This is a genomic window from Streptomyces sp. NPDC055962, from assembly GCF_042270185.1.
GTDB lineage: Bacteria > Actinomycetota > Actinomycetes > Streptomycetales > Streptomycetaceae > Streptomyces.
In genome coordinates, this window is record NZ_JBHJYN010000015.1 from 93,105 (window position 1) to 110,069 (window position 16,965).

The 16,965-nt window shown below is 72.0% G+C and carries 15 protein-coding genes and 1 pseudogene; 5 read left to right on the forward strand and 11 right to left on the reverse strand.

Features of this window, described 5'->3' with window-relative positions; all coding sequences use genetic code 11:
- The first annotated feature begins 38 nt into the window (after window positions 1-38).
- Complete coding sequence (locus tag ACFC51_RS31330; protein ID WP_376374931.1) at window positions 39-1,679, forward strand: ABC-F family ATP-binding cassette domain-containing protein; 1,641 nt, start codon at window positions 39-41, stop codon at window positions 1,677-1,679.
- Between the two features lie 126 nt (window positions 1,680-1,805).
- On the opposite strand, the gene ACFC51_RS31335 is transcribed toward ACFC51_RS31330, so the two are convergent.
- The 6 genes and pseudogenes from ACFC51_RS31335 to ACFC51_RS31360 form a co-directional block, all read right to left on the reverse strand.
- Window positions 1,806-2,603 carry a pectate lyase gene (locus ACFC51_RS31335; RefSeq protein ID WP_376374991.1) on the reverse strand — a complete coding sequence of 266 codons (798 nt, stop codon included), beginning with the start codon at window positions 2,601-2,603 and terminating at the stop codon, window positions 1,806-1,808.
- Window positions 2,577-3,119: pseudogene (locus ACFC51_RS31340) on the reverse strand (RICIN domain-containing protein); the annotation flags it as partial. The gene ACFC51_RS31335 and the pseudogene ACFC51_RS31340, both read right to left, overlap by 27 nt.
- A 180-nt stretch (window positions 3,120-3,299) precedes the next feature.
- Window positions 3,300-4,298, reverse strand: a complete 999-nt coding sequence (locus ACFC51_RS31345; RefSeq protein ID WP_376374934.1) for a LacI family DNA-binding transcriptional regulator — start codon at window positions 4,296-4,298, stop codon at window positions 3,300-3,302.
- 544 nt (window positions 4,299-4,842) lie between these two features.
- Window positions 4,843-7,287 carry a Tex family protein gene (locus ACFC51_RS31350; protein ID WP_376532058.1) on the reverse strand — a complete coding sequence of 815 codons (2,445 nt, stop codon included), beginning with the start codon at window positions 7,285-7,287 and terminating at the stop codon, window positions 4,843-4,845.
- A gap of 158 nt (window positions 7,288-7,445) precedes the next feature.
- Complete coding sequence (locus ACFC51_RS31355) at window positions 7,446-7,577, reverse strand: LPFR motif small protein (RefSeq protein ID WP_261988803.1); 132 nt, start codon at window positions 7,575-7,577, stop codon at window positions 7,446-7,448.
- Between the two features lie 67 nt (window positions 7,578-7,644).
- The gene (locus tag ACFC51_RS31360) at window positions 7,645-8,508 is read right to left on the reverse strand and encodes a hypothetical protein (RefSeq protein WP_376532060.1); all 864 of its coding nucleotides are present in this window, start codon (window positions 8,506-8,508) and stop codon (window positions 7,645-7,647) included.
- Window positions 8,509-8,641: 133 nt separating this feature from the next.
- On the opposite strand from ACFC51_RS31360, the gene ACFC51_RS31365 reads away from it, so the two are divergent.
- Entirely contained in the window at window positions 8,642-9,598 is a 957-nt protein-coding gene (locus ACFC51_RS31365; RefSeq protein ID WP_376532062.1) for a GlxA family transcriptional regulator, read from the forward strand.
- Between the two features lie 47 nt (window positions 9,599-9,645).
- Window positions 9,646-10,281, forward strand: coding sequence for a DJ-1/PfpI family protein (locus ACFC51_RS31370; protein ID WP_376374944.1), 636 nt, complete (start codon window positions 9,646-9,648; stop codon window positions 10,279-10,281).
- Here the strand turns inward: ACFC51_RS31370 and ACFC51_RS31375 are convergent.
- Window positions 10,268-11,068, reverse strand: coding sequence for an enoyl-CoA hydratase/isomerase family protein (locus ACFC51_RS31375; RefSeq protein WP_376532064.1), 801 nt, complete (start codon window positions 11,066-11,068; stop codon window positions 10,268-10,270). The two genes, ACFC51_RS31370 and ACFC51_RS31375, sit on opposite strands and share 14 nt — an antisense overlap.
- Before the next feature lie 80 nt (window positions 11,069-11,148).
- Here ACFC51_RS31375 and ACFC51_RS31380 point away from each other — a divergent pair, with 80 nt between their 5' ends.
- Complete coding sequence (locus ACFC51_RS31380; protein WP_376374949.1) at window positions 11,149-11,820, forward strand: HdeD family acid-resistance protein; 672 nt, start codon at window positions 11,149-11,151, stop codon at window positions 11,818-11,820.
- Window positions 11,821-11,968: 148 nt separating this feature from the next.
- Window positions 11,969-12,424, forward strand: coding sequence for an ATP-binding protein (locus ACFC51_RS31385; protein WP_376374950.1), 456 nt, complete (start codon window positions 11,969-11,971; stop codon window positions 12,422-12,424).
- Window positions 12,425-12,446: 22 nt separating this feature from the next.
- On the opposite strand, the gene idi is transcribed toward ACFC51_RS31385, so the two are convergent.
- The 4 genes from idi to galE all read right to left on the reverse strand — a co-directional run bounded on the left by idi (window position 12,447) and on the right by galE (window position 16,769).
- Window positions 12,447-13,040 carry an isopentenyl-diphosphate Delta-isomerase gene (gene idi / locus ACFC51_RS31390; protein ID WP_376374952.1) on the reverse strand — a complete coding sequence of 198 codons (594 nt, stop codon included), beginning with the start codon at window positions 13,038-13,040 and terminating at the stop codon, window positions 12,447-12,449.
- 148 nt (window positions 13,041-13,188) lie between these two features.
- Entirely contained in the window at window positions 13,189-14,430 is a 1,242-nt protein-coding gene (locus ACFC51_RS31395) for a GNAT family N-acetyltransferase (RefSeq protein ID WP_376532097.1), read from the reverse strand.
- Window positions 14,431-14,654: 224 nt separating this feature from the next.
- Window positions 14,655-15,599: a cation diffusion facilitator family transporter gene (locus ACFC51_RS31400; protein ID WP_376374954.1), complete on the reverse strand. Its 945-nt coding sequence runs from the start codon at window positions 15,597-15,599 to the stop codon at window positions 14,655-14,657.
- Between the two features lie 174 nt (window positions 15,600-15,773).
- On the reverse strand, window positions 15,774-16,769 hold the full coding sequence (galE, locus tag ACFC51_RS31405) for a UDP-glucose 4-epimerase GalE (protein WP_376532065.1): 996 nt from the start codon (window positions 16,767-16,769) through the stop codon (window positions 15,774-15,776).
- Between the last annotated feature and the right edge of the window lie 196 nt (window positions 16,770-16,965).

The window sequence follows — 16,965 nt, forward strand, 5'->3', positions numbered from 1 at the left end:
CGGCACGGCCCCCGCGGTTCGTTAGGATCGTCAGCCTGATGACTGCCACTCTCGTCGCCAAGGAACTCGCCGCCGGGCACGGCGACCGCACACTCTTCGCGGGACTCGACCTCGTGGTCGCGCCCGGCGACGTGATCGGTCTCGTCGGAGCCAACGGCGCGGGCAAGTCCTCCCTGCTCCGCCTGCTCGCGGGGCTCGACCGTCCGGAGGAGGGCGAGCTGCGGCTCTCCCCGCCCAGCGCCACCGTCGGACACCTCCCGCAGGAGCCCGAGCGCCGCGCGGGCGAGTCCGTACGGGACTTCCTCGCCCGCCGCACCGGCGTCGCGGACGCCCAGGCGGCGATGGACGCCGCCACCCAGGCCCTCGTCGACGGAGCGCCCGGCGCGGACGACGCCTACTCCGAGACGCTGGAGCGCTGGCTCTCCCTCGGCGGCGCCGACCTGGACGAACGGGCCGAGGAGGTCGCGGCCGAGCTCGGGCTGACCGTCGGCCTCGACCTCCCGATGACGGCTCTCTCCGGCGGCCAGGCGGCCCGCGCCGGCCTGGCCTCGCTGCTGCTCTCGCGCTACGACGTCTTCCTGCTCGACGAGCCCACCAACGACCTGGACCTCGACGGCCTGGAGCGCCTGGAACGCTTCGTGTCCGGGCTGCGCGCGGGAACCGTCGTCGTCAGCCACGACCGTGAGTTCCTGATGCGCACGGTCACCAAGGTCCTCGAACTGGATCTCGCCCAGCAGGAGATCAACCTCTACGGCGGTGGCTACGCCTCCTACCTGGAGGAGCGCGAGCGCGCGCGCACACACGCCCGCGAGGAGTTCGAGGAGTACGCCGACAAGCGCTCCGCGCTCGAGGGCCGGGCACAGATGCAGCGCGGATGGATGGACAAGGGCGTCAAGAACGCCCGCCGCAAGGCCACCGACAACGACAAGATCGGCCGCAAGTTCCGCAGCGAGGCCAGCGAGAAGCAGGCCGCGAAGGCCAAGCAGACGCAGCGCATGATCGAGCGCCTCGACGTCGTCGAGGAGCCGCGCAAGGAGTGGGAGCTGCGGATGGAGATCGCCTCGGCGCCGCGCTCCGGCTCCGTCGTGGCCACCCTGCGGGACGCGGCCGTGGTCCGCGGAGGCTTCTCCTTCGGTCCCGCCACCCTGCAGATCGACTGGGCGGACCGGGTGGCCATCACCGGCGCCAACGGGGCGGGCAAGTCCACCCTGCTCGCCGCCCTGCTCGGCCGTCTCCCCCTCGACTCGGGTCATGCCTCGCTCGGCTCGGGGGTCGTGGTGGGCGAGGTGGACCAGGCGCGCAAGCTGTTCCACGGCACGGAAAGCCTGCTGGAGGCCTTCTGCGCCGCCGTCCCGGACACCGAGCCCGCCGACGTGCGTACCCTGCTGGCCAAGTTCGGGCTGCGCGCGGCCCATGTGCTGCGGCCCGCGACCACGCTCTCACCCGGCGAGCGCACCCGGGCGGGCCTCGCTCTCCTCCAGGGCAGGGGCGTCAATCTCCTGGTCCTGGACGAGCCGACGAACCACCTGGACCTCCCGGCGATCGAACAGCTGGAGTCCGCGCTGGAGGCGTACACCGGGACGCTTCTGCTGGTCACGCACGACCGGCGGATGCTGGAGGCCGTCCGCACGACCCGCCGGGTCGAGGTGGCCGACGGCAAGGTCACCGAGTCCGGCTGAGACGGGCCGTGCGAGCCGTGAGCCGCGGGCACGACGCCCTGACACGGGAGCCGGCACGGACCCCGGCACGAGAGCCTGCCCGCCCCGGCGACCGGGACGGGCAGGATCCGCGTGCGGTGGGATGCCTCAGTCGACGTAAGTGATGTCGGACGAGGAGTAGATGCAGTTCGTGCCGTCGGCGCCCGAACCGATCTTGCTGGGTTCGCCGCTCGTCGTGCCCTTGTACTTGACGCAGACGTCCAGGTCGCGACCGCCGTCGTCGTAGATGGTGATGTCCGAGAACCGCGCCGTGTCGCCGTAGTTGGTGTTGATGCCGACCAGCGCGTCACCGGGGGTGGTCGCCCAGATGTTCTGGAGCTGGATGTGACGGCCGTACTGCGTGGAGCAGTTGCCGCACGAGCGGACCAGCTTCCCGAAGTCGTCGACCTGGAAGTTCTTGACGATCAGCGTGCCGGCCCCGTTGTGCTGGAGGACCTTGTCCTCCGCGAGCCTGGCGCCACCGCCGTCGACCGTGCGGACCGTCGAGGAGGAGCTGCCGCGGAAGGTCGCGGCGTCCTCGCCCACGTCCTCCCACCAGACGTTCTTGATGGTGCAGGCGCCCGAGCAGTGCACGCCGTCGGCCGCCGGGGCGCCGAGGATGACGTTCTGCAGGGTCGCGCCGTCCGCCAGCTCGATCAGCGCGGGCTGGTCCTCGTCCTGGCCGCCACTGCCGAGGTCGCCGCTGCCGTACAGCCGCTTCATGCCGCCGTCGTACGTCCCCGAGACCTTGATGGTCGAGGAGACGGCCTGGCTGCCGTTGGCCGAAGGCCACGCCGGACGCTCGGAGGGCGGGTCGGTGGGGTCGGTCGGGGGGTCCGTCGGGTCGGTCGGCGGGTCCGTCGGAGTGGTGCCCGAGGCCGTGAAGGTCCAGCTCTTGCTGCTCACCGAGTCGCAGGAGTTCTGCTGGACAAGGGCACCCGAGGCGGTCGAGCTGTCCTTCACGTTCAGGCACTTGCCGCCGTTGCCGTTCACGACGCGGTAGGTGTTGCCGCTGACGGAGGTCAGGGTCCACACCTGGGTGGCGCCGCCGCCGCAGTTCTGCTGCTCGACCGCCTTCCCGGCGCTGGTGGAGGAGTCCTTGACGCCCGCGCACTTGGCACTGTGCGCTGCCGCCAGCGTGTATCCACTGCCGGACGACGCGAGCTTCCAGGTCTGGGCGGCGGCTCCGTTGCAGGCGCTCTGTGCGAGCTGGGTGCCGGCGGAGGTGCTGGAGCCGGGGACACCCAGACACAGACCACTGGCGGCGTTCTTCAGGCTGTACGAGCCCGCAGCCGGGGCTGCCGAGGCCGATCCGGTCGCGAAGAGCGCGGTGAGGCCGGCCGCGATGAGTGAGACCACGGCGACGAATGTGGCGGCCGCACGGCCGCCACGTCTTCTGACGTGCTGGTTCTCGGTACGCACTGGCTATTCCTTTCACCGCCTGCGGCGTCCTCCGCAGGCACCTGTCAGTGGTTGGTGCGGTGGTGAAGGCTGTTCCCGGCCCCGGACACGATGTTCCGTATAGTGAACCGAGTTCTTGTATGCGAACAGCGGTGACGGTACGTCACCCGCATCGAGCGGTCAACACGATGGTGCGGACGATCAGTCGGCAGGTCCCGCCGGTGCCGCGGTGGAGTCCCTGACCGCCAGTGAGGTGGCCAGCGTGGTCTGCGCCGTGGCGGGAGCGGAGCTCCCCGTCTCGACGGTCTGGATCAGCAGGTCGACCGCCGTGCGCCCGGCAGGAGCGGTGGGCATGACGACCGTGGTCAGCCGTGGGCGGTTCAGCCGTCCGGCCACGGTGTCGTCCACGCCGACCACGCTGATGTCATCCGGTACCCGTACGCCCCGCTCGTCCAGGCCCTCGATGAGACCGATGGCGACCAGGTCGTTGTAGGCGATCACTCCGGTGGCGCCCGTCCTCAGCACGCCGGCCGTCGCGGCGATCCCGCCCTGCCCCGTCGGCGCGTTGGGGCCGAGCACGTCGAGGCGGAGCCCACGCTCCGCGGCGGCGGTACCCGCGGCCCGGCGCATCTCGGCGCTGGTCCATGACCCGCGGGGGCCGCCGACCAGGGCCACGTGGCGGTGACCGAGCCCCGCGAGGTGGTCCACCGCGAGGCTCGCGCCGTGCGCAGCGTCCATCAGGACGGCCGAGAGACCGGCCACCTGACGGTTGACCAGGACGAAGGGGAGGTCGCCGCCCAGCCGGGCGATGACGTCGTTGGCCAGCCTGGGGCTGACCAGGACCACGCCGTCGACCTGGCGGGCCAGGGTCCGGATCAGCTCCTCCTCCGCCCGGACGTCCTCGTCGGTGTCCGCCACGAAGACCTGGTAGCCGCGGACACGGGCGTACGCCTGGGCCGCCTTGATGAGAGGCGGATAGAACGGGTTGGCGATGTCCGAGACGATCAGCCCGAGATTCCGGGTGCGGCCCGTGGTCAGCGCCCGCGCCGTCTCGTTGGGCTGATAGCCCAGCTCTGCGGCGACGGCCAGCACCCGGTCCCGGGTCTCCCGCTTCACCAGGTGCGAGGCCGAGAAGGCCCGCGAGACGGTGGAGACGTGAACCCCTGCTGCCTGTGCGACATCACGGATGGTCAGCGCCACGGTTGCATTCCCCTTGCCCGCCCTGCGGCCCCGGCCGCCTCTCCCGAACGTACCCCTGCCGGCCCCCGGCGCGCACGGGTCCGCACAGCAAGGGGCGGTCTGTGCCCCTTGTTCTGCAACCGGTTGCAGAACAAGGCATGCGTCAGACGGGCGGAGAGGATCGGGTGGCAGCGCGGACGAGCCGGCCCGTCGGCGGAACGGCGGGTGCGGCACGGGCGTGTGTACGTGTCGTACCGGACATCGGCAGTCCTCTCCGCGAAGGAGTCGAAGCGGGTGTGCGAGCCGAGGGGAGCTCGCTCCTGCGGCGTGCGGCCCTTGCTGCCGGGATGCGACCGATGCGATGCAACCGGTTGCATCCCGGGCTGGCACTCAGCGTGCGGGCGAGTCCTGAGCATGTCAATGCTTGGCGCAGCACTCGTTCCGTGCGGCGCCGCAGGACCTGCGGGAGGGGTGGGGGGGGGAACGCACGGACGGGCGGACGGGGATGGGGGGAACGCACGGACGGGCGGACGGGGATGCCCGTCCGCCCGCCCGCGCATCCGCCTCAGCGCTTGGCGCCGCCCTGGTCGGAACCGCCCGTCAGCCCGGCGCGCCGCAGCGCGTCAGCCATCGCGCTGTTGGCCGGAGCCGCCGCGGGCCGGGGTGAGCCACCGCTGCCGCCGCCTCCGCGCCTGTCCTGCCGCCGGCCGCCCTGGCGGTTGTCCTGGCCCTGGCGGTCGGCCTGTCCCTGCCGCTGGCGGGGCGGACGCTCGCCACCGCCCTGCGCGTTGCGTTCGCGCCTCTGCCCCTGTCCGCCGCCGCCCTGCCCGGCCGCGGCGTCGTCGTCGAGCCGCAGGGTCAGCGAGACCCGCTTGCGCGGGATGTCGACGTCCATGACCTTCACCTTCACGATGTCACCCGGCTTGACGACGTCCCTCGGGTCCTTGACGAAGGTCCGCGACATCGCCGACACGTGGACGAGGCCGTCCTGGTGCACGCCGACGTCCACGAACGCGCCGAATGCCGCCACGTTCGTGACGACGCCCTCCAGCACCATCCCGGGGGTCAGGTCGCCGAGCTTCTCGACACCCTCCTTGAACGTGGCCGTCCGGAAGGCGGGCCGGGGGTCGCGCCCCGGCTTCTCCAACTCCTTGATGATGTCCGTGACCGTGGGGAGGCCGAACTTCTCGTCCACGAAGTCGTCCGGCCGCAGTGACCGGAGCGTGCCCGTGTCTCCGATGAGCGAAGCGACGTCGCCGCCGGTCCGCTTCGCCATCGTCCGCACCACCGGGTACGCCTCCGGGTGCACGCTCGACGCGTCCAGGGGGTCGTCCCCGCCCCGGATCCGGAGGAAGCCGGCGCACTGCTCGTACGCCTTCGGGCCCAGCCGTGCCACGTCCTTGAGCGCCCGGCGCGAGCGGAACGGTCCGTTGGCGTCCCGGTGGGACACGATGTTCTCGGCCAGTCCGGACCCGATGCCCGACACCCGCGAGAGCAGCGGCGCCGAGGCGGTGTTGACGTCGACCCCGACGCCGTTCACGCAGTCCTCGACCACCGCGTCCAGGGAGCGCGACAGCTTCACCTCGGACAGGTCGTGCTGATACTGGCCGACGCCGATCGACTTCGGGTCGATCTTCACCAGCTCGGCCAGCGGGTCCTGAAGCCGGCGCGCGATCGACACCGCTCCGCGCAACGAGACGTCCATGTCCGGGAGTTCCTGCGAGGCGAACGCCGACGCCGAGTACACCGAGGCGCCGGCCTCCGAGACCATCACCTTGGTGAGCTTCAACTCTGGGTGCTTGTCGCACAGTTCACCCGCGAGCTTGTCGGTCTCGCGGGACGCCGTGCCGTTCCCGATGGCGATCAGGTCGACCTGGTGCTCCCTGGCCAGCCGCTCCAGCGTGGCGAGCGACCGGTCCCACTGGTTCGCGGGCACGTGCGGGTGGATGACGTCCGTGGCGACGACCTTGCCGGTCGCGTCGACGACGGCGACCTTCACCCCCGTACGGAAACCGGGGTCGAGCCCCAGGGTCGCACGGGTGCCGGCCGGTGCGGCGAGCAGCAGATCGCGCAGGTTCGAGGCGAAGACGCGTACGGCCTCGTCCTCCGCGGCGGTGCGCAGCCGCAGCCGCAGGTCGATGCCGAGATGCACGAGGATCCTGGTCCGCCAGGCCCAGCGGACCGTGTCGCCCAGCCACTTGTCGCCAGGACGCCCGCGGTCGGCGACGCCGAAACGCCGGGCGATCATGTTCTCGTACGACGAGGGGCCCGGCTGCTCCGACGGCTCCTCCGGCTCCAGGACCAGGTCGAGGACATCTTCCTTCTCGCCCCGCAGCATCGCGAGGACCCGGTGCGAGGGCAGTGCGGTGAAGGGCTCGGCGAAGTCGAAGTAGTCGGCGAACTTGGCGCCCGCCTCCTCCTTGCCGTCCCGCACCTTGGCGAGGACCCTGCCGCGCGACCACATGCGTTCACGCAGCTCGCCGGTCAGGTCGGCGTCCTCCGAGAAGCGCTCGGCCAGGATCGACCGGGCGCCCTCCAGTGCGGCCGCCGGATCCGCGACGCCCTTCCCGGCGTCGACGAAGGCCGCGGCCGCGGCCGCCGGGTCCATGGACGGGTCGGCGAGCAGCCCCTCGGCCAGGGGTTCCAGGCCCGCCTCGCGCGCGATCTGGGCCTTCGTCCGGCGCTTCGGCTTGAAGGGCAGGTAGATGTCCTCCAGCCGCGCCTTGGTGTCGGCCGCCCGGATCTGCGCCTCCAGGGCCGCGTCGAGCTTGCCCTGTTCACGTACGGAATCGAGGACCGCCGCTCGGCGGTCCTCGAGTTCCCGCAGGTACCGCAGCCGTTCCTCGAGCGTGCGCAGCTGCGCATCGTCGAGCATCTCGGTCGCTTCCTTGCGGTAGCGCGCGATGAACGGCACGGTCGACCCGCTGTCGAGCAGGTCGACGGCCGCCTTCACCTGACGCTCACGTACGCCGAGCTCCTCGGCGATCCTGCCTTCGATGGACGTCGTCACGGTTTTCCCGACTCGCCTTCTCATGCTGGCTGTGCTGGCTGTGCCACTGGGGTGGTCCACACCGGGTGGGCCCCTTCGCCTGCATTGTGCCGGGTGGCCGGGGGCCGTGTCGCGTGACCTGCTCGATCACGGCCCCGACGGGCGTCCGAAGGGCCCGGTCAGGCGCGGCGGGTCCTGCCGCTGCGCGAGGCGCCGCCGAACAGGCCTGCCAGGAGCCGGAAGGGCAGGGTCACCACGGTGGCAATGGCCGATCCGACGGTACTCAGAGCGTTTGCGATCGCACGGAACACGGTGTGCCTCCTTCGTAGGGTGTGCCTACCGCCTGGCCCGTGAGAACCGTCGTAAACATGTGCGGACTCAGCCCTTGCCGACCAGGTCGTCCGGGAACGCGCCCGCGGCGGCGGCAGTGAACAGGAATCCCCGGCCCAGCTGGGTGAGCCGTTCCACGCCCTCGGCCCCCAGGTGCTCGTACGGCGCGGCGTCCATCCGGTCCGTCGCCTCCTCCAGCTCCGCCCTGAGGGCGGTGCCCGCGTCGGTCAGCTCGCCCTCGGCGTCCAGCAGGCCCCGGCCGCGCAGCCGCTCGACCGCCGCGTCCCAGTCCGTGCGCCGCCAGCCGCGGGTGGCCAGGATCCACCGGGGCGCCATGCCCTTGCCGGTGGCGGTGTGGCTGACCAGGGCCTCCAGCGGGTCCAGGCCGGCGGTGAGCAGCGCGGCCAGGTGCGCGTCGCCGCGGTGTTCGCGCAGCAGCGTCGCCGCGTGCCAGTACGCCAGATGCGGCTGTTCCGGCACCGGAAGGTCCGCGTGCGCGGCGTAGAGCGGACGGGCATGGCTGGTGCACGCCTCGGTGGCGCGCAGGGCCAGCGTCGCCGCCTCGGCCATCTCCGGTGAGGCGAGGGTCTCCTCGCCGAGGACCCGGCGCAGCGTCGAGTCGGCCGCCCGCAGACGCGCGTCGAGGGCTGCCGCGGGGGTGATGTCGGACCAGACGGCGGGCAGATGGCCGGCCACGAGTTCGTGGTTGAAGTTGTAGAAGGCCGCGGTGACCGCGCCCGCTCCGACCGCGCCCAGAGCGGCGCCGCGGGCGGCGAAGTAGACACGGCTCTCGTTGTCGACACCGAGCTCCGTGAACTCCTTGCCGAGGTCGGGAGAGAAGTAGACGCAGGAGTGCAGCGGGTTGAGTGCGTTGTGGCAGCGGCGCCCGGCGCGCGGCGGAAGAGTACTCATGCCCGCACGTTACCGACTGGTTGGTACGCGGGGTAGCCCCGGGGTGGACGCAGGCGCACCCGGGCCGGGCATGGCAGGAAAGGTGGGGAACTCGTCATTGCCGCCCTCGCGCCCGCCGCCCAGGATGGCGGACATGAAGCAGCGATCCGTGCTCGTCGTCCTCTTCGACGGCGTCCAGAGCCTCGACGTCAGCGGCCCCATGGAGGTCTTCGCCGGGGCCTCCCGGTTCCCCGGCATCTCCTACGTGCTGCGCACCGCCTCACTCGACGGTGCGCCGGTCCGCTGCTCCAGTGGCCTCACCCTCGTCCCCGACGGCACCCTCGACGATGCCGCACCGCCCGACCTGCTGCTCGTGCCGGGCGGCGAGGGGACCAGGACCCCGGACCCGGCGCTCGTCGCCTGGATCCGCGCGCAGGCCCCGTCCGCCGGGCAGCTCGTCTCGGTCTGCACCGGCGCGCTGCTCCTGGCCGCCGCGGGCCAGCTCGACGGCCACCGGGTGACCACCCACTGGGCGGTCTGCGCCCAGCTCGCCCGCAGCCATCCGGCCGTGGAGGTGGACCCGGACCCCATCTTCGTACGCGACGGACGGCTGGCCACCTCCGCGGGCGTCACCGCCGGCATCGACCTCGCACTCGCCCTGGTCGAGGAGGAGCACGGGCGGGAGGTGGCGCTCGGCATCGCGCGCCATCTCGTCGTCTTCCTGCGCCGCCCCGGCAACCAGGCGCAGTTCAGCGCCCAGCTCGCCGCGCAGACCGCCGCCCGCGAACCGCTCCGCGAGGTGCAGCACTGGGTCACGGAGCACCCGGACGCGGACCTCTCGGTGGAGGCGCTGGCCGCCCGGGCCAGGCTCTCGCCCCGCCACTTCGCCCGCGCCTTCCAGGCCGAGACGGGGCTGACCCCCGGCAAGTACGTCGAGCGCGTCCGCCTGGAACAGGCGCGCCGGCTGCTGGAGGACACGACCGAGGGTGTCGCCGGGATCGCCCGTGCCAGCGGCTACGGCACCCCGGAGGGGATGCGCCGCGCCTTCGTCAAAGCCCTCGGGACGGCCCCCGCCGAGTACCGCCGGCGCTTCCGCACGCAGTCCGTATGACCACTCAGCCGCGCCTCCTGCCGGACACCACCTGGAAAGGATCCTCCATGCAGATCGCCATCGTGCTCTTCGACCGCTTCACCGCGCTCGACGCCGTCGGGCCGTACGAGATGCTCAGCCGGACTCCCGGAGCCCGGACCGTCCTCGTCGCCGAACGGACGGGACCCGTGCGCAACGACAGTGGGAGCCTCTCGCTCGTCGCCGACCGCACACTCGCCGACGTACCCGCCCCCGACCTGGTCATCGTGCCGGGCGGCCCCGGACAGAGCGACCAGATGGAGAACGGGACGCTGCTCGACTGGCTGCGCACGGCCGACACCACCAGCGCCTGGACGACCTCCGTCTGCTCCGGCTCGCTCCTGCTCGCCGCCGCCGGCCTCCTCGCCGGCCGGCGCGCCACCTCCCACTGGCTCGCCCTCGACGCCCTCAAGGACCACGGCGCCGAGCCCACGGGTGAGCGGGTCGTCATCGACGGCAAGTACGTCACCGCCGCCGGGGTCTCCGCGGGGATCGACATGGGTCTCACCCTGCTCGGCAGGATCGCGGGGGACACGTACGCCCGAACCGTCCAGCTCCTGACCGAGTACGACCCGCAGCCGCCCTACGACACGGGCTCCCCGGAGAAGGCACCGGCGGCCATGGTCGCGGAGTGGCGGGCGAAGAGCCGGTTCATCCTGACGTAGGCGCGGACCCCGCGCTCCCCGTCGCCCAGGTGAAGCGGGGAGTGCGGCGCTCCAGGAAGGCGGCGACCCCCTCCGCGGTGTCGCCGCTGCCGCGCGCCTGCTGCGACCAGTAGGCGTCGCGGTCCTCACGTCCGTCCGCGAACTCCTTCGCCGCGGCCTGCGTCAGCTGCGAGCGCGACGCCAGGACCTGCGCGAACGACCGCACCCGGTCCTCCAGCCCGCCCACCGGCAGGACCTCGTCCACGAGCCCCGTGCGCAGGGCGCGGTCGGTACCGATCAGCTCGCCGGAGAACAGCAGGTACTTCGCCGTGGCGGGGCCGGCCAGGGAGACGAGCCGGCGGGTCGAGGACGAGGGGTAGACGATCCCGAGCTTGGCCGGGGTGACGCCGAAGGACGCGCCCTCCTCGGCGAACCGCAGGTCGCATGCCGCCGCGAGCTGGCTGCCACCGCCCACGCAGTATCCGCGCACGGCGGCCAGCGTCGGCAGGGGGAACGCCGCCAGGGCCTCCTCCGCCTCGACCGCGAGGGTCTGGGGCCGGCCGGCCGGGTCCCGGAGCGAGCCGATGTCCGCCCCGGCGCAGAAGGTGTCACCGGCGCCTGTGAGCACGAGGACGCGCACCCCGGTGTCGGAGGCCAGTGCCTCCAGCAGTGTGGGCAGGGCCTGCCACATGGCGGCGGTCATGGCGTTGCGCTTGGCGGGGTTGCTGATGACGACGGTGGCGACGCCGTCCGTGACCGTGTGCACCAGCCGTGGCTCCGCCGGCGTCGCCCGCTCCCTGAGATCCATGCGCCGGATGCTATCCGCACGGCCCGAACCTATGATCAAGAAGGGGTCGCGAAGCAGGCACGCACCGTGAGGAGCTGTCGATGTCCGGACCCACGAGCGAGGGCGGGAAGCCCGGCCCCGCGTCCGCCGGCGGAAGGAAGCCCGGATCCGCGGCCGGGGGCAGGAAGTCCGGGCCCGCGGCCGAGGGCAGGAAACTCAGCCGCAGCTTCGGCGCGCTCGCCCTGCTGGGAGCCCTGCTCGCCGTCGCGGGGCTCGTCGGCCTCGTCTACACCGGGGTGGCCACCCTGACCTCGATGCTGCTCTTCGGCTGGCTGCTGCTGGTCGGCGGCCTCGTCGGCCTCCTCCACGCGGTCCAGGCCCGCGGCACCCCGTACTTCTGGCTGGGGGTGGTGGTCGCCGCGCTGAACCTGGCGGCCGGCGTCGTCGTCATCAAGAACCCGGTGGGTACGGCCGAGGCGCTGACGATGTTCGCCGCGCTCCTTTTCCTCACCGGGGGCGTGTTCCGGCTGGTCGGCAGTGTCGTCGTACGAGGACCCCAGTTCGGCTGGACGCTCCTGCAGGGTGCCTTCGGGCTGCTGCTGGGCATCCTGGTGCTCGTCGACTGGCCGCACAGCAGTCTCTACGTCCTCGGGTGCTTCTTCTCGCTGGCCCTGCTGTTCGACGGGCTCGGGCTGATCGCGATCGGCGTGGGAGGACGACGCGTCGTCAGTCTGGTGACGGACCAGATGACGCCTGAAGAAGGTGAGAAGTAGTCCAATCACCTGACGCTGTCATACCCACTCGGTCACATTGTTTCCGTAACTGACCACTTGTGGTCAGAGCTGCGGTCCGGACCACACTCTTCCCGACACTCATTACTCGATGGTCAGTGACATGCGAGTCGAGAGCGGGTGCCGGTCTATGGAGAGCCGTGGGAGTGTTCCGGCCCATCCCGTGCCGTACGAGGGGGTGTGGCGCTTCACCGCCCCCGCCGTGGACGTCTCGGTGCCGCAGGCCCGGCACGCGGTGCGGGACCTGCTCGACCGGCAGGGCGTACCGGTCGAGGACGACATCCTGCAGGGCCTGCTGCTGATCGTCTCGGAACTGGTCACCAACGCGGTCCGGCACGCGGCGCTGCTCTCGCCCGAACTGGCGGTCGAGGTGGCCATCGGCGCGGAGTGGATCAGGGTCTCCGTCGAGGACAACCATCCCTACCGCCCGACGGCGCTCGTCACCGACTACGCGCAGACCGGCGGCCGCGGGCTGCTCCTGGTCCGGGAGATCACCGCGGAGGCGGGCGGCACCTGCGACGTGGAGCACACCGCGGGCGGCGGCAAGATCATCTGGGCGGCACTGCCCCTGAAGACGCAGCTCTGACCGCCCAGCGGCGCGGACGGACTCACCAGCCGGCGGAGGATCCCGTCAGCTCCCGGATCGCGGGCCGTGCCGCGTCCAGCACGGTCATGAACCAGGCCGAGAACGGCGCGGCCGCATGACGCTCCGCCAGCTCGGCGGCGGTCACGAAGGCCGTCCCGCCGACCTCCTCCTCGTCCGGACGCAGTTGTTCCTGCACCATGCCGACGAACAGGTGGTTGAACTCCTGCTCCACCAGGCCCGACACCGGGTCGGGGTGGTTGTAGCGGACCGTGCCCGCCGCGGCGAGCAGCGACGGCGAGACCCCCAGCTCCTCGTACGTGCGCCGGGCTGCGGCCGCGAACGGCGCCTCGCCCGGGTACGGGTGACCGCAGCACGTGTTCGACCAGACGCCGGGGGAGTGGTACTTGCCGAGCGCGCGACGCTGCAGCAGCAGCCGCCCCTGCTCGTCGAAGAGGAAGACGGAGAACGCCCGGTGCAACTGACCGGGGGCCTGGTGGGCCGCGAGCTTCTCCGCGGTGCCGATGGTGGTGCCGCTCTCGTCGACCAGTTCGAGCATGATCGCGTCTGCTGTTCCGTTCGACGAGCTGTTCGCCGCGGTGGCTGGTGTGGTCGGCATACCCATCCTTCGCTTTGGTTCCCGGCCTCGTGCGCCGGACCCCTCGAGTGCGGTCAAGTCTGCCGTACAAAAGCCGCTTGTCCGCACTTCGGGTCCGGGCATGTCCGTCCCGCCGCACCCCGGAAGGGGCAGCGGGACGGACGCGGCGTCAGACTCCGAAGGCCCGCGGGTAGCGGATCGTGCCCTCCGGCACCGGCACGGAATCGTCGAGGACCAGCGCCATCATCGCCTCGTCGGGCACCTCGAAGCCCGGACGGATCCCGAACCGCGACGCAGGGGCGAACCCGAAGGCCGGGTAGTACTCCGCATGCCCGAGCACCAGGACGAGTGACTCGCCCCTCAGCCGTGCGGCGTCCAGCACCGCCCGCACCACGGCACGCCCGGCGCCCCCGCGCTGATGGGCGGGCGCGGTCGCCACGGGGGCCAGCGCGAGCGCCGGCGCCTCCCCGACGTGGCAGCGGGTCAGCAGGGCGTGCGCCGTGACGGAGCCGTCCGGGGCCTCGGCCACGTACGACAGACCGGGCAGCCAGGCGCCCGGATCGGTGCGCAGCGCGTCGACCAGGCCGGCCTCGTCCCGGGTCGGGAACGCGGCACCGACGACGTCGCGTACCGCCTCGTGGTCGGCGGCCGTCTCGGGCCGCGTCCGCCAGCGGGGGTCGTGGGGACGCAGCACGTATCCGGCGTAGCCGTACTCCGAGCCGTGCAGGCGGCGGACCTCCAGTTCCTCACGGGTGGCCGCCAGGGCCTCCGGCATGCCGGGCTCCGAGGGATCCGCTGCCGCGGCCCGCTCGGCCAGCGGGACGTAGTACTCGTCCCAGTCGCTGTCGGGCTGCACCAGCACCCCCACCACATGGCAGCCGGCCTCCACGGCCGCCGCGGTGTTCCCCGCGACGGTACGCAGCGACGCGTTCCGGTCCCAGAAGGCGCGGGCTCCCGCCGACGGGGAGTCCGTGGTCCAGGCGCATTCGGTGACCACGATCGAGCCACCCGGGGCGAGCAGCCGCTGCCAGTCCCGCACGGCGGTGTCGAAGCCGACGCAGTAGGCGGAGCCCTCGGCCCAGACCAGGTCGAACGACCCGTCGGCGAACGCTGGCCCGGTGAGGCCGGCCATGTCGGCCCTGACGGTGCGGATCCGCCCGCCGAGCCCGCGGGCGTCGGCGGCCTCGGTGAGCTCGTCGAGGAACGGCTGGTGCAGGTCGACCGCGGTCACCTCGGCGCCCGCCTCCGCGGCCAGCAGCAGGGAGGCCCTGCCGGGGCCGCAGCCCAGGTCCAGGACGCGCGGGCGGGACGGCAGCGGGCCCGCGAGGGAGAGCAGCCGGCGTGTGGTGGAGTCGGAGCCCGGACTCTGCCGGGGCAGTCCGTCGTGCAGGGCGAAGAACGCGTCGTACATGTGCTCGGTCAACGTGGGAACCCTTGGACGAGAGGGTCCCGGCCGCCGGCACGGCGGGATGGAGAGCGCCGAGCGGTCAGCCGGTGACCCGGAGGACGAGGAAGGACCGGTCGCTGCGCGGGGCAGCCGTCGTCGTGACAGTCATCGACCTCAGCTCCTTCTCTCTCCTTGCGGGCTCCGGACCGGAGACACGACGCAGACCCTAGCACCGGGCCCGCCGCGGTTCAGTGGCAGAGCCGCGCCTCGTGCTCCGCGTGCCCGCTGGGCTCCAGCTGGAAGGTGCAGTGCTCGACGTCGAAGTGGTGGCCGAGGCAGCCCTGCAGATCGTGCAGGAGCTTCTCGTGGCCGATCGAGTCGAGCATCTCCTGGTGCACGACCACGTGGGCGGAGAGGACCGGCATGCCGGAGGTGATCGTCCATGCGTGCAGGTCGTGGACGTCCAGCACACCCGGGAGCGCCGTGATGTGCGCGCGTACCTCTTCCATGTCGACGCCCTTGGGTGCCGCCTCCAGCAGGACGTCGAGCGTCTCCCGCAGGAGTCGCACCGTACGGGGGACGATCATGAGGCCGATCAGCAGCGAGGCGATGGGGTCGGCGGCCTGCCAGCCGGTGGCCATGATGATGCCCGCGGCGACGAGCACGGTCACCGACCCGAGCGTGTCCGCGACGACCTCCAGGTAGGCGCCCCGCACGTTGAGGCTGTCCCGCTGCCCGCGCATCAGCAGGGAGAGGGAGACCACGTTGGCCACCAGCCCGACGGCGGCGAAGGCGATGGCCAGGCCGCCCCTGGTCTCGGCCGGGGTGATGAAGCGGTCGACGGCCTCGTAGACCAGGTAGCCGCCGACGCCGAGCAGCAACAGGCAGTTGGCCAGCGCCGCGAGGATCTCGGCCCGGGCGAAACCGAAGGTGCGGTTGGGACCGGCCGGTCTGTTGGCGAAGTGGATGGCCAGCAGGGCCATGCCGAGGCCCAGCGCGTCGGTGGCCATGTGGGCGGCGTCCGCGATCAGGGCGAGGGAGTCGGCGAGCAGGCCGCCGACGATCTCCATGACCATGACGCCGAGCGTGATGCCCAGGGCGACCCTGAGCCGGCCCCGGTACGCGGCGGCAGCCGTCGTCCCCGTCGGGGGAGGCCCTCCGTGCGTGTGCCCGTGATCGTGGCCAGCCCCCATGAGAACGCCTCCGGAAACGCGTCGTACCCCTCGAAGGGCTCGGACGCACCTCGCCCGATGCCGCCAGTGAACTACGGGGGCGGGGTAGCGGGCAACACGGCACTGAACACCGTTGTCATGTGCTCTGACCTGCGGAAACGATCGCAGGTCAGAGCGGTGCGAGCACGGTCTGACTCACCTCGTGGCGCAGGCCTCGGGGTGAAGCAGGCACCAGCCCTCCCAGGCCGACTCGACCATCTCGCGCATCCCGCGGCGTGCCGTCCAGCCCAGCTCGCCGGTCATCCGGGCCGCCGACGCGACCGCCCGGGCGGCGTCGCCCGGCCTGCGGGGATCGACCACGGGCTCGACGGTGTCACCGGTGACCTCGGCCACCAGCTCGGCGAGCCGGCGCACCGACACGCCCTCGCCCCGGCCGATGTTCACGGTGAGGTCCGAGCCGGCCGTCTCCTCCGCGTCCCGGTCCAGCCGCCTCGCGACGGCGAGATGCGCCTCCGCCAGGTCGGCGACATGGATGTAGTCGCGTACACAGGTGCCGTCCGGTGTCGGGTAGTCGTCACCGAAGATCCGCGGTGCCTCGCCCCGCGTCAGCCGGTCGAAGAACATCGGGACCACGTTGAAGACACCCGTGTCGGCCAGTGCGGGCTCGGCGGCCCCCGCCACGTTGAAGTACCGCAGGCAGGCCGTCGAGATGCCGTGCGCCTGACCCGTCGCGCGCACGAGCCACTCCCCGGCGAGCTTGGTCTCGCCGTACGGGTTGATGGGCGCGCACGGTGTGTCCTCCGTGATGAGCTCCACGTCCGGTACGCCGTACACCGCCGCCGACGAGGAGAAGAGGAAGCGCCGCACGCCGGCTGCGACCACGGCCTCCAGCAGCACGCCGAGCCCGGTCACGTTCTCCCGGTAGTAGAGCAGCGGCTTCTCGACGGACTCACCGACCTGCTTCTTCGCCGCGAGGTGCACCACACCGGTGACGGCGTGCTCCGCCAGGACCCGGTCCACCACCGCACGGTCGGAGGCGGAGCCGTGCACCAGCGTGACGTCCCCGGACAACCGGTCCCCGATGCCGGTGGAGAGGTCGTCGAGGACGACGACCCGTTCCCCTGCCTCCGTCATGGCCTTCGCCACATGTGCCCCGATGTAACCGGCCCCGCCTGTGATCAACCACGTCATGCACGTCAGCCTATGCGCTGTTCCGGACGTGGTTTGTGAGCCGAGGCGTTGATCGACGATGATGATCGCGAACGGCGCCACATGATGACCGATTCGCCCGAACGGAGCACGAACGGGCGGTGAACTCGGTCTTCCGTTCATCCGATAGCCTCAGCCGACATGCCGCCGGCCCACCTCCGGGCCTCATGTCGCGCGC

What these genes read in the sequence shown, in the direction of transcription:
- ACFC51_RS31400 (WP_376374954.1), bottom strand. Translation starts at nt 15,599, where the DNA reads ATGGGGGCTGGCCACGATCACGGGCACACGCACGGAGGGCCTCCCCCG.
- idi (WP_376374952.1), bottom strand. Translation starts at nt 13,040, where the DNA reads ATGCCGACCACACCAGCCACCGCGGCGAACAGCTCGTCGAACGGAACA.
- ACFC51_RS31370 (WP_376374944.1), top strand. Translation starts at nt 9,646, where the DNA reads ATGCAGATCGCCATCGTGCTCTTCGACCGCTTCACCGCGCTCGACGCC.
- ACFC51_RS31375 (WP_376532064.1), bottom strand. Translation starts at nt 11,068, where the DNA reads ATGGATCTCAGGGAGCGGGCGACGCCGGCGGAGCCACGGCTGGTGCAC.
- ACFC51_RS31395 (WP_376532097.1), bottom strand. Translation starts at nt 14,430, where the DNA reads ATGTACGACGCGTTCTTCGCCCTGCACGACGGACTGCCCCGGCAGAGT.
- galE (WP_376532065.1), bottom strand. Translation starts at nt 16,769, where the DNA reads ATGACGTGGTTGATCACAGGCGGGGCCGGTTACATCGGGGCACATGTG.
- ACFC51_RS31330 (WP_376374931.1), top strand. Translation starts at nt 39, where the DNA reads ATGACTGCCACTCTCGTCGCCAAGGAACTCGCCGCCGGGCACGGCGAC.
- ACFC51_RS31385 (WP_376374950.1), top strand. Translation starts at nt 11,969, where the DNA reads ATGGAGAGCCGTGGGAGTGTTCCGGCCCATCCCGTGCCGTACGAGGGG.
- ACFC51_RS31380 (WP_376374949.1), top strand. Translation starts at nt 11,149, where the DNA reads ATGTCCGGACCCACGAGCGAGGGCGGGAAGCCCGGCCCCGCGTCCGCC.
- ACFC51_RS31360 (WP_376532060.1), bottom strand. Translation starts at nt 8,508, where the DNA reads ATGAGTACTCTTCCGCCGCGCGCCGGGCGCCGCTGCCACAACGCACTC.
- ACFC51_RS31365 (WP_376532062.1), top strand. Translation starts at nt 8,642, where the DNA reads ATGAAGCAGCGATCCGTGCTCGTCGTCCTCTTCGACGGCGTCCAGAGC.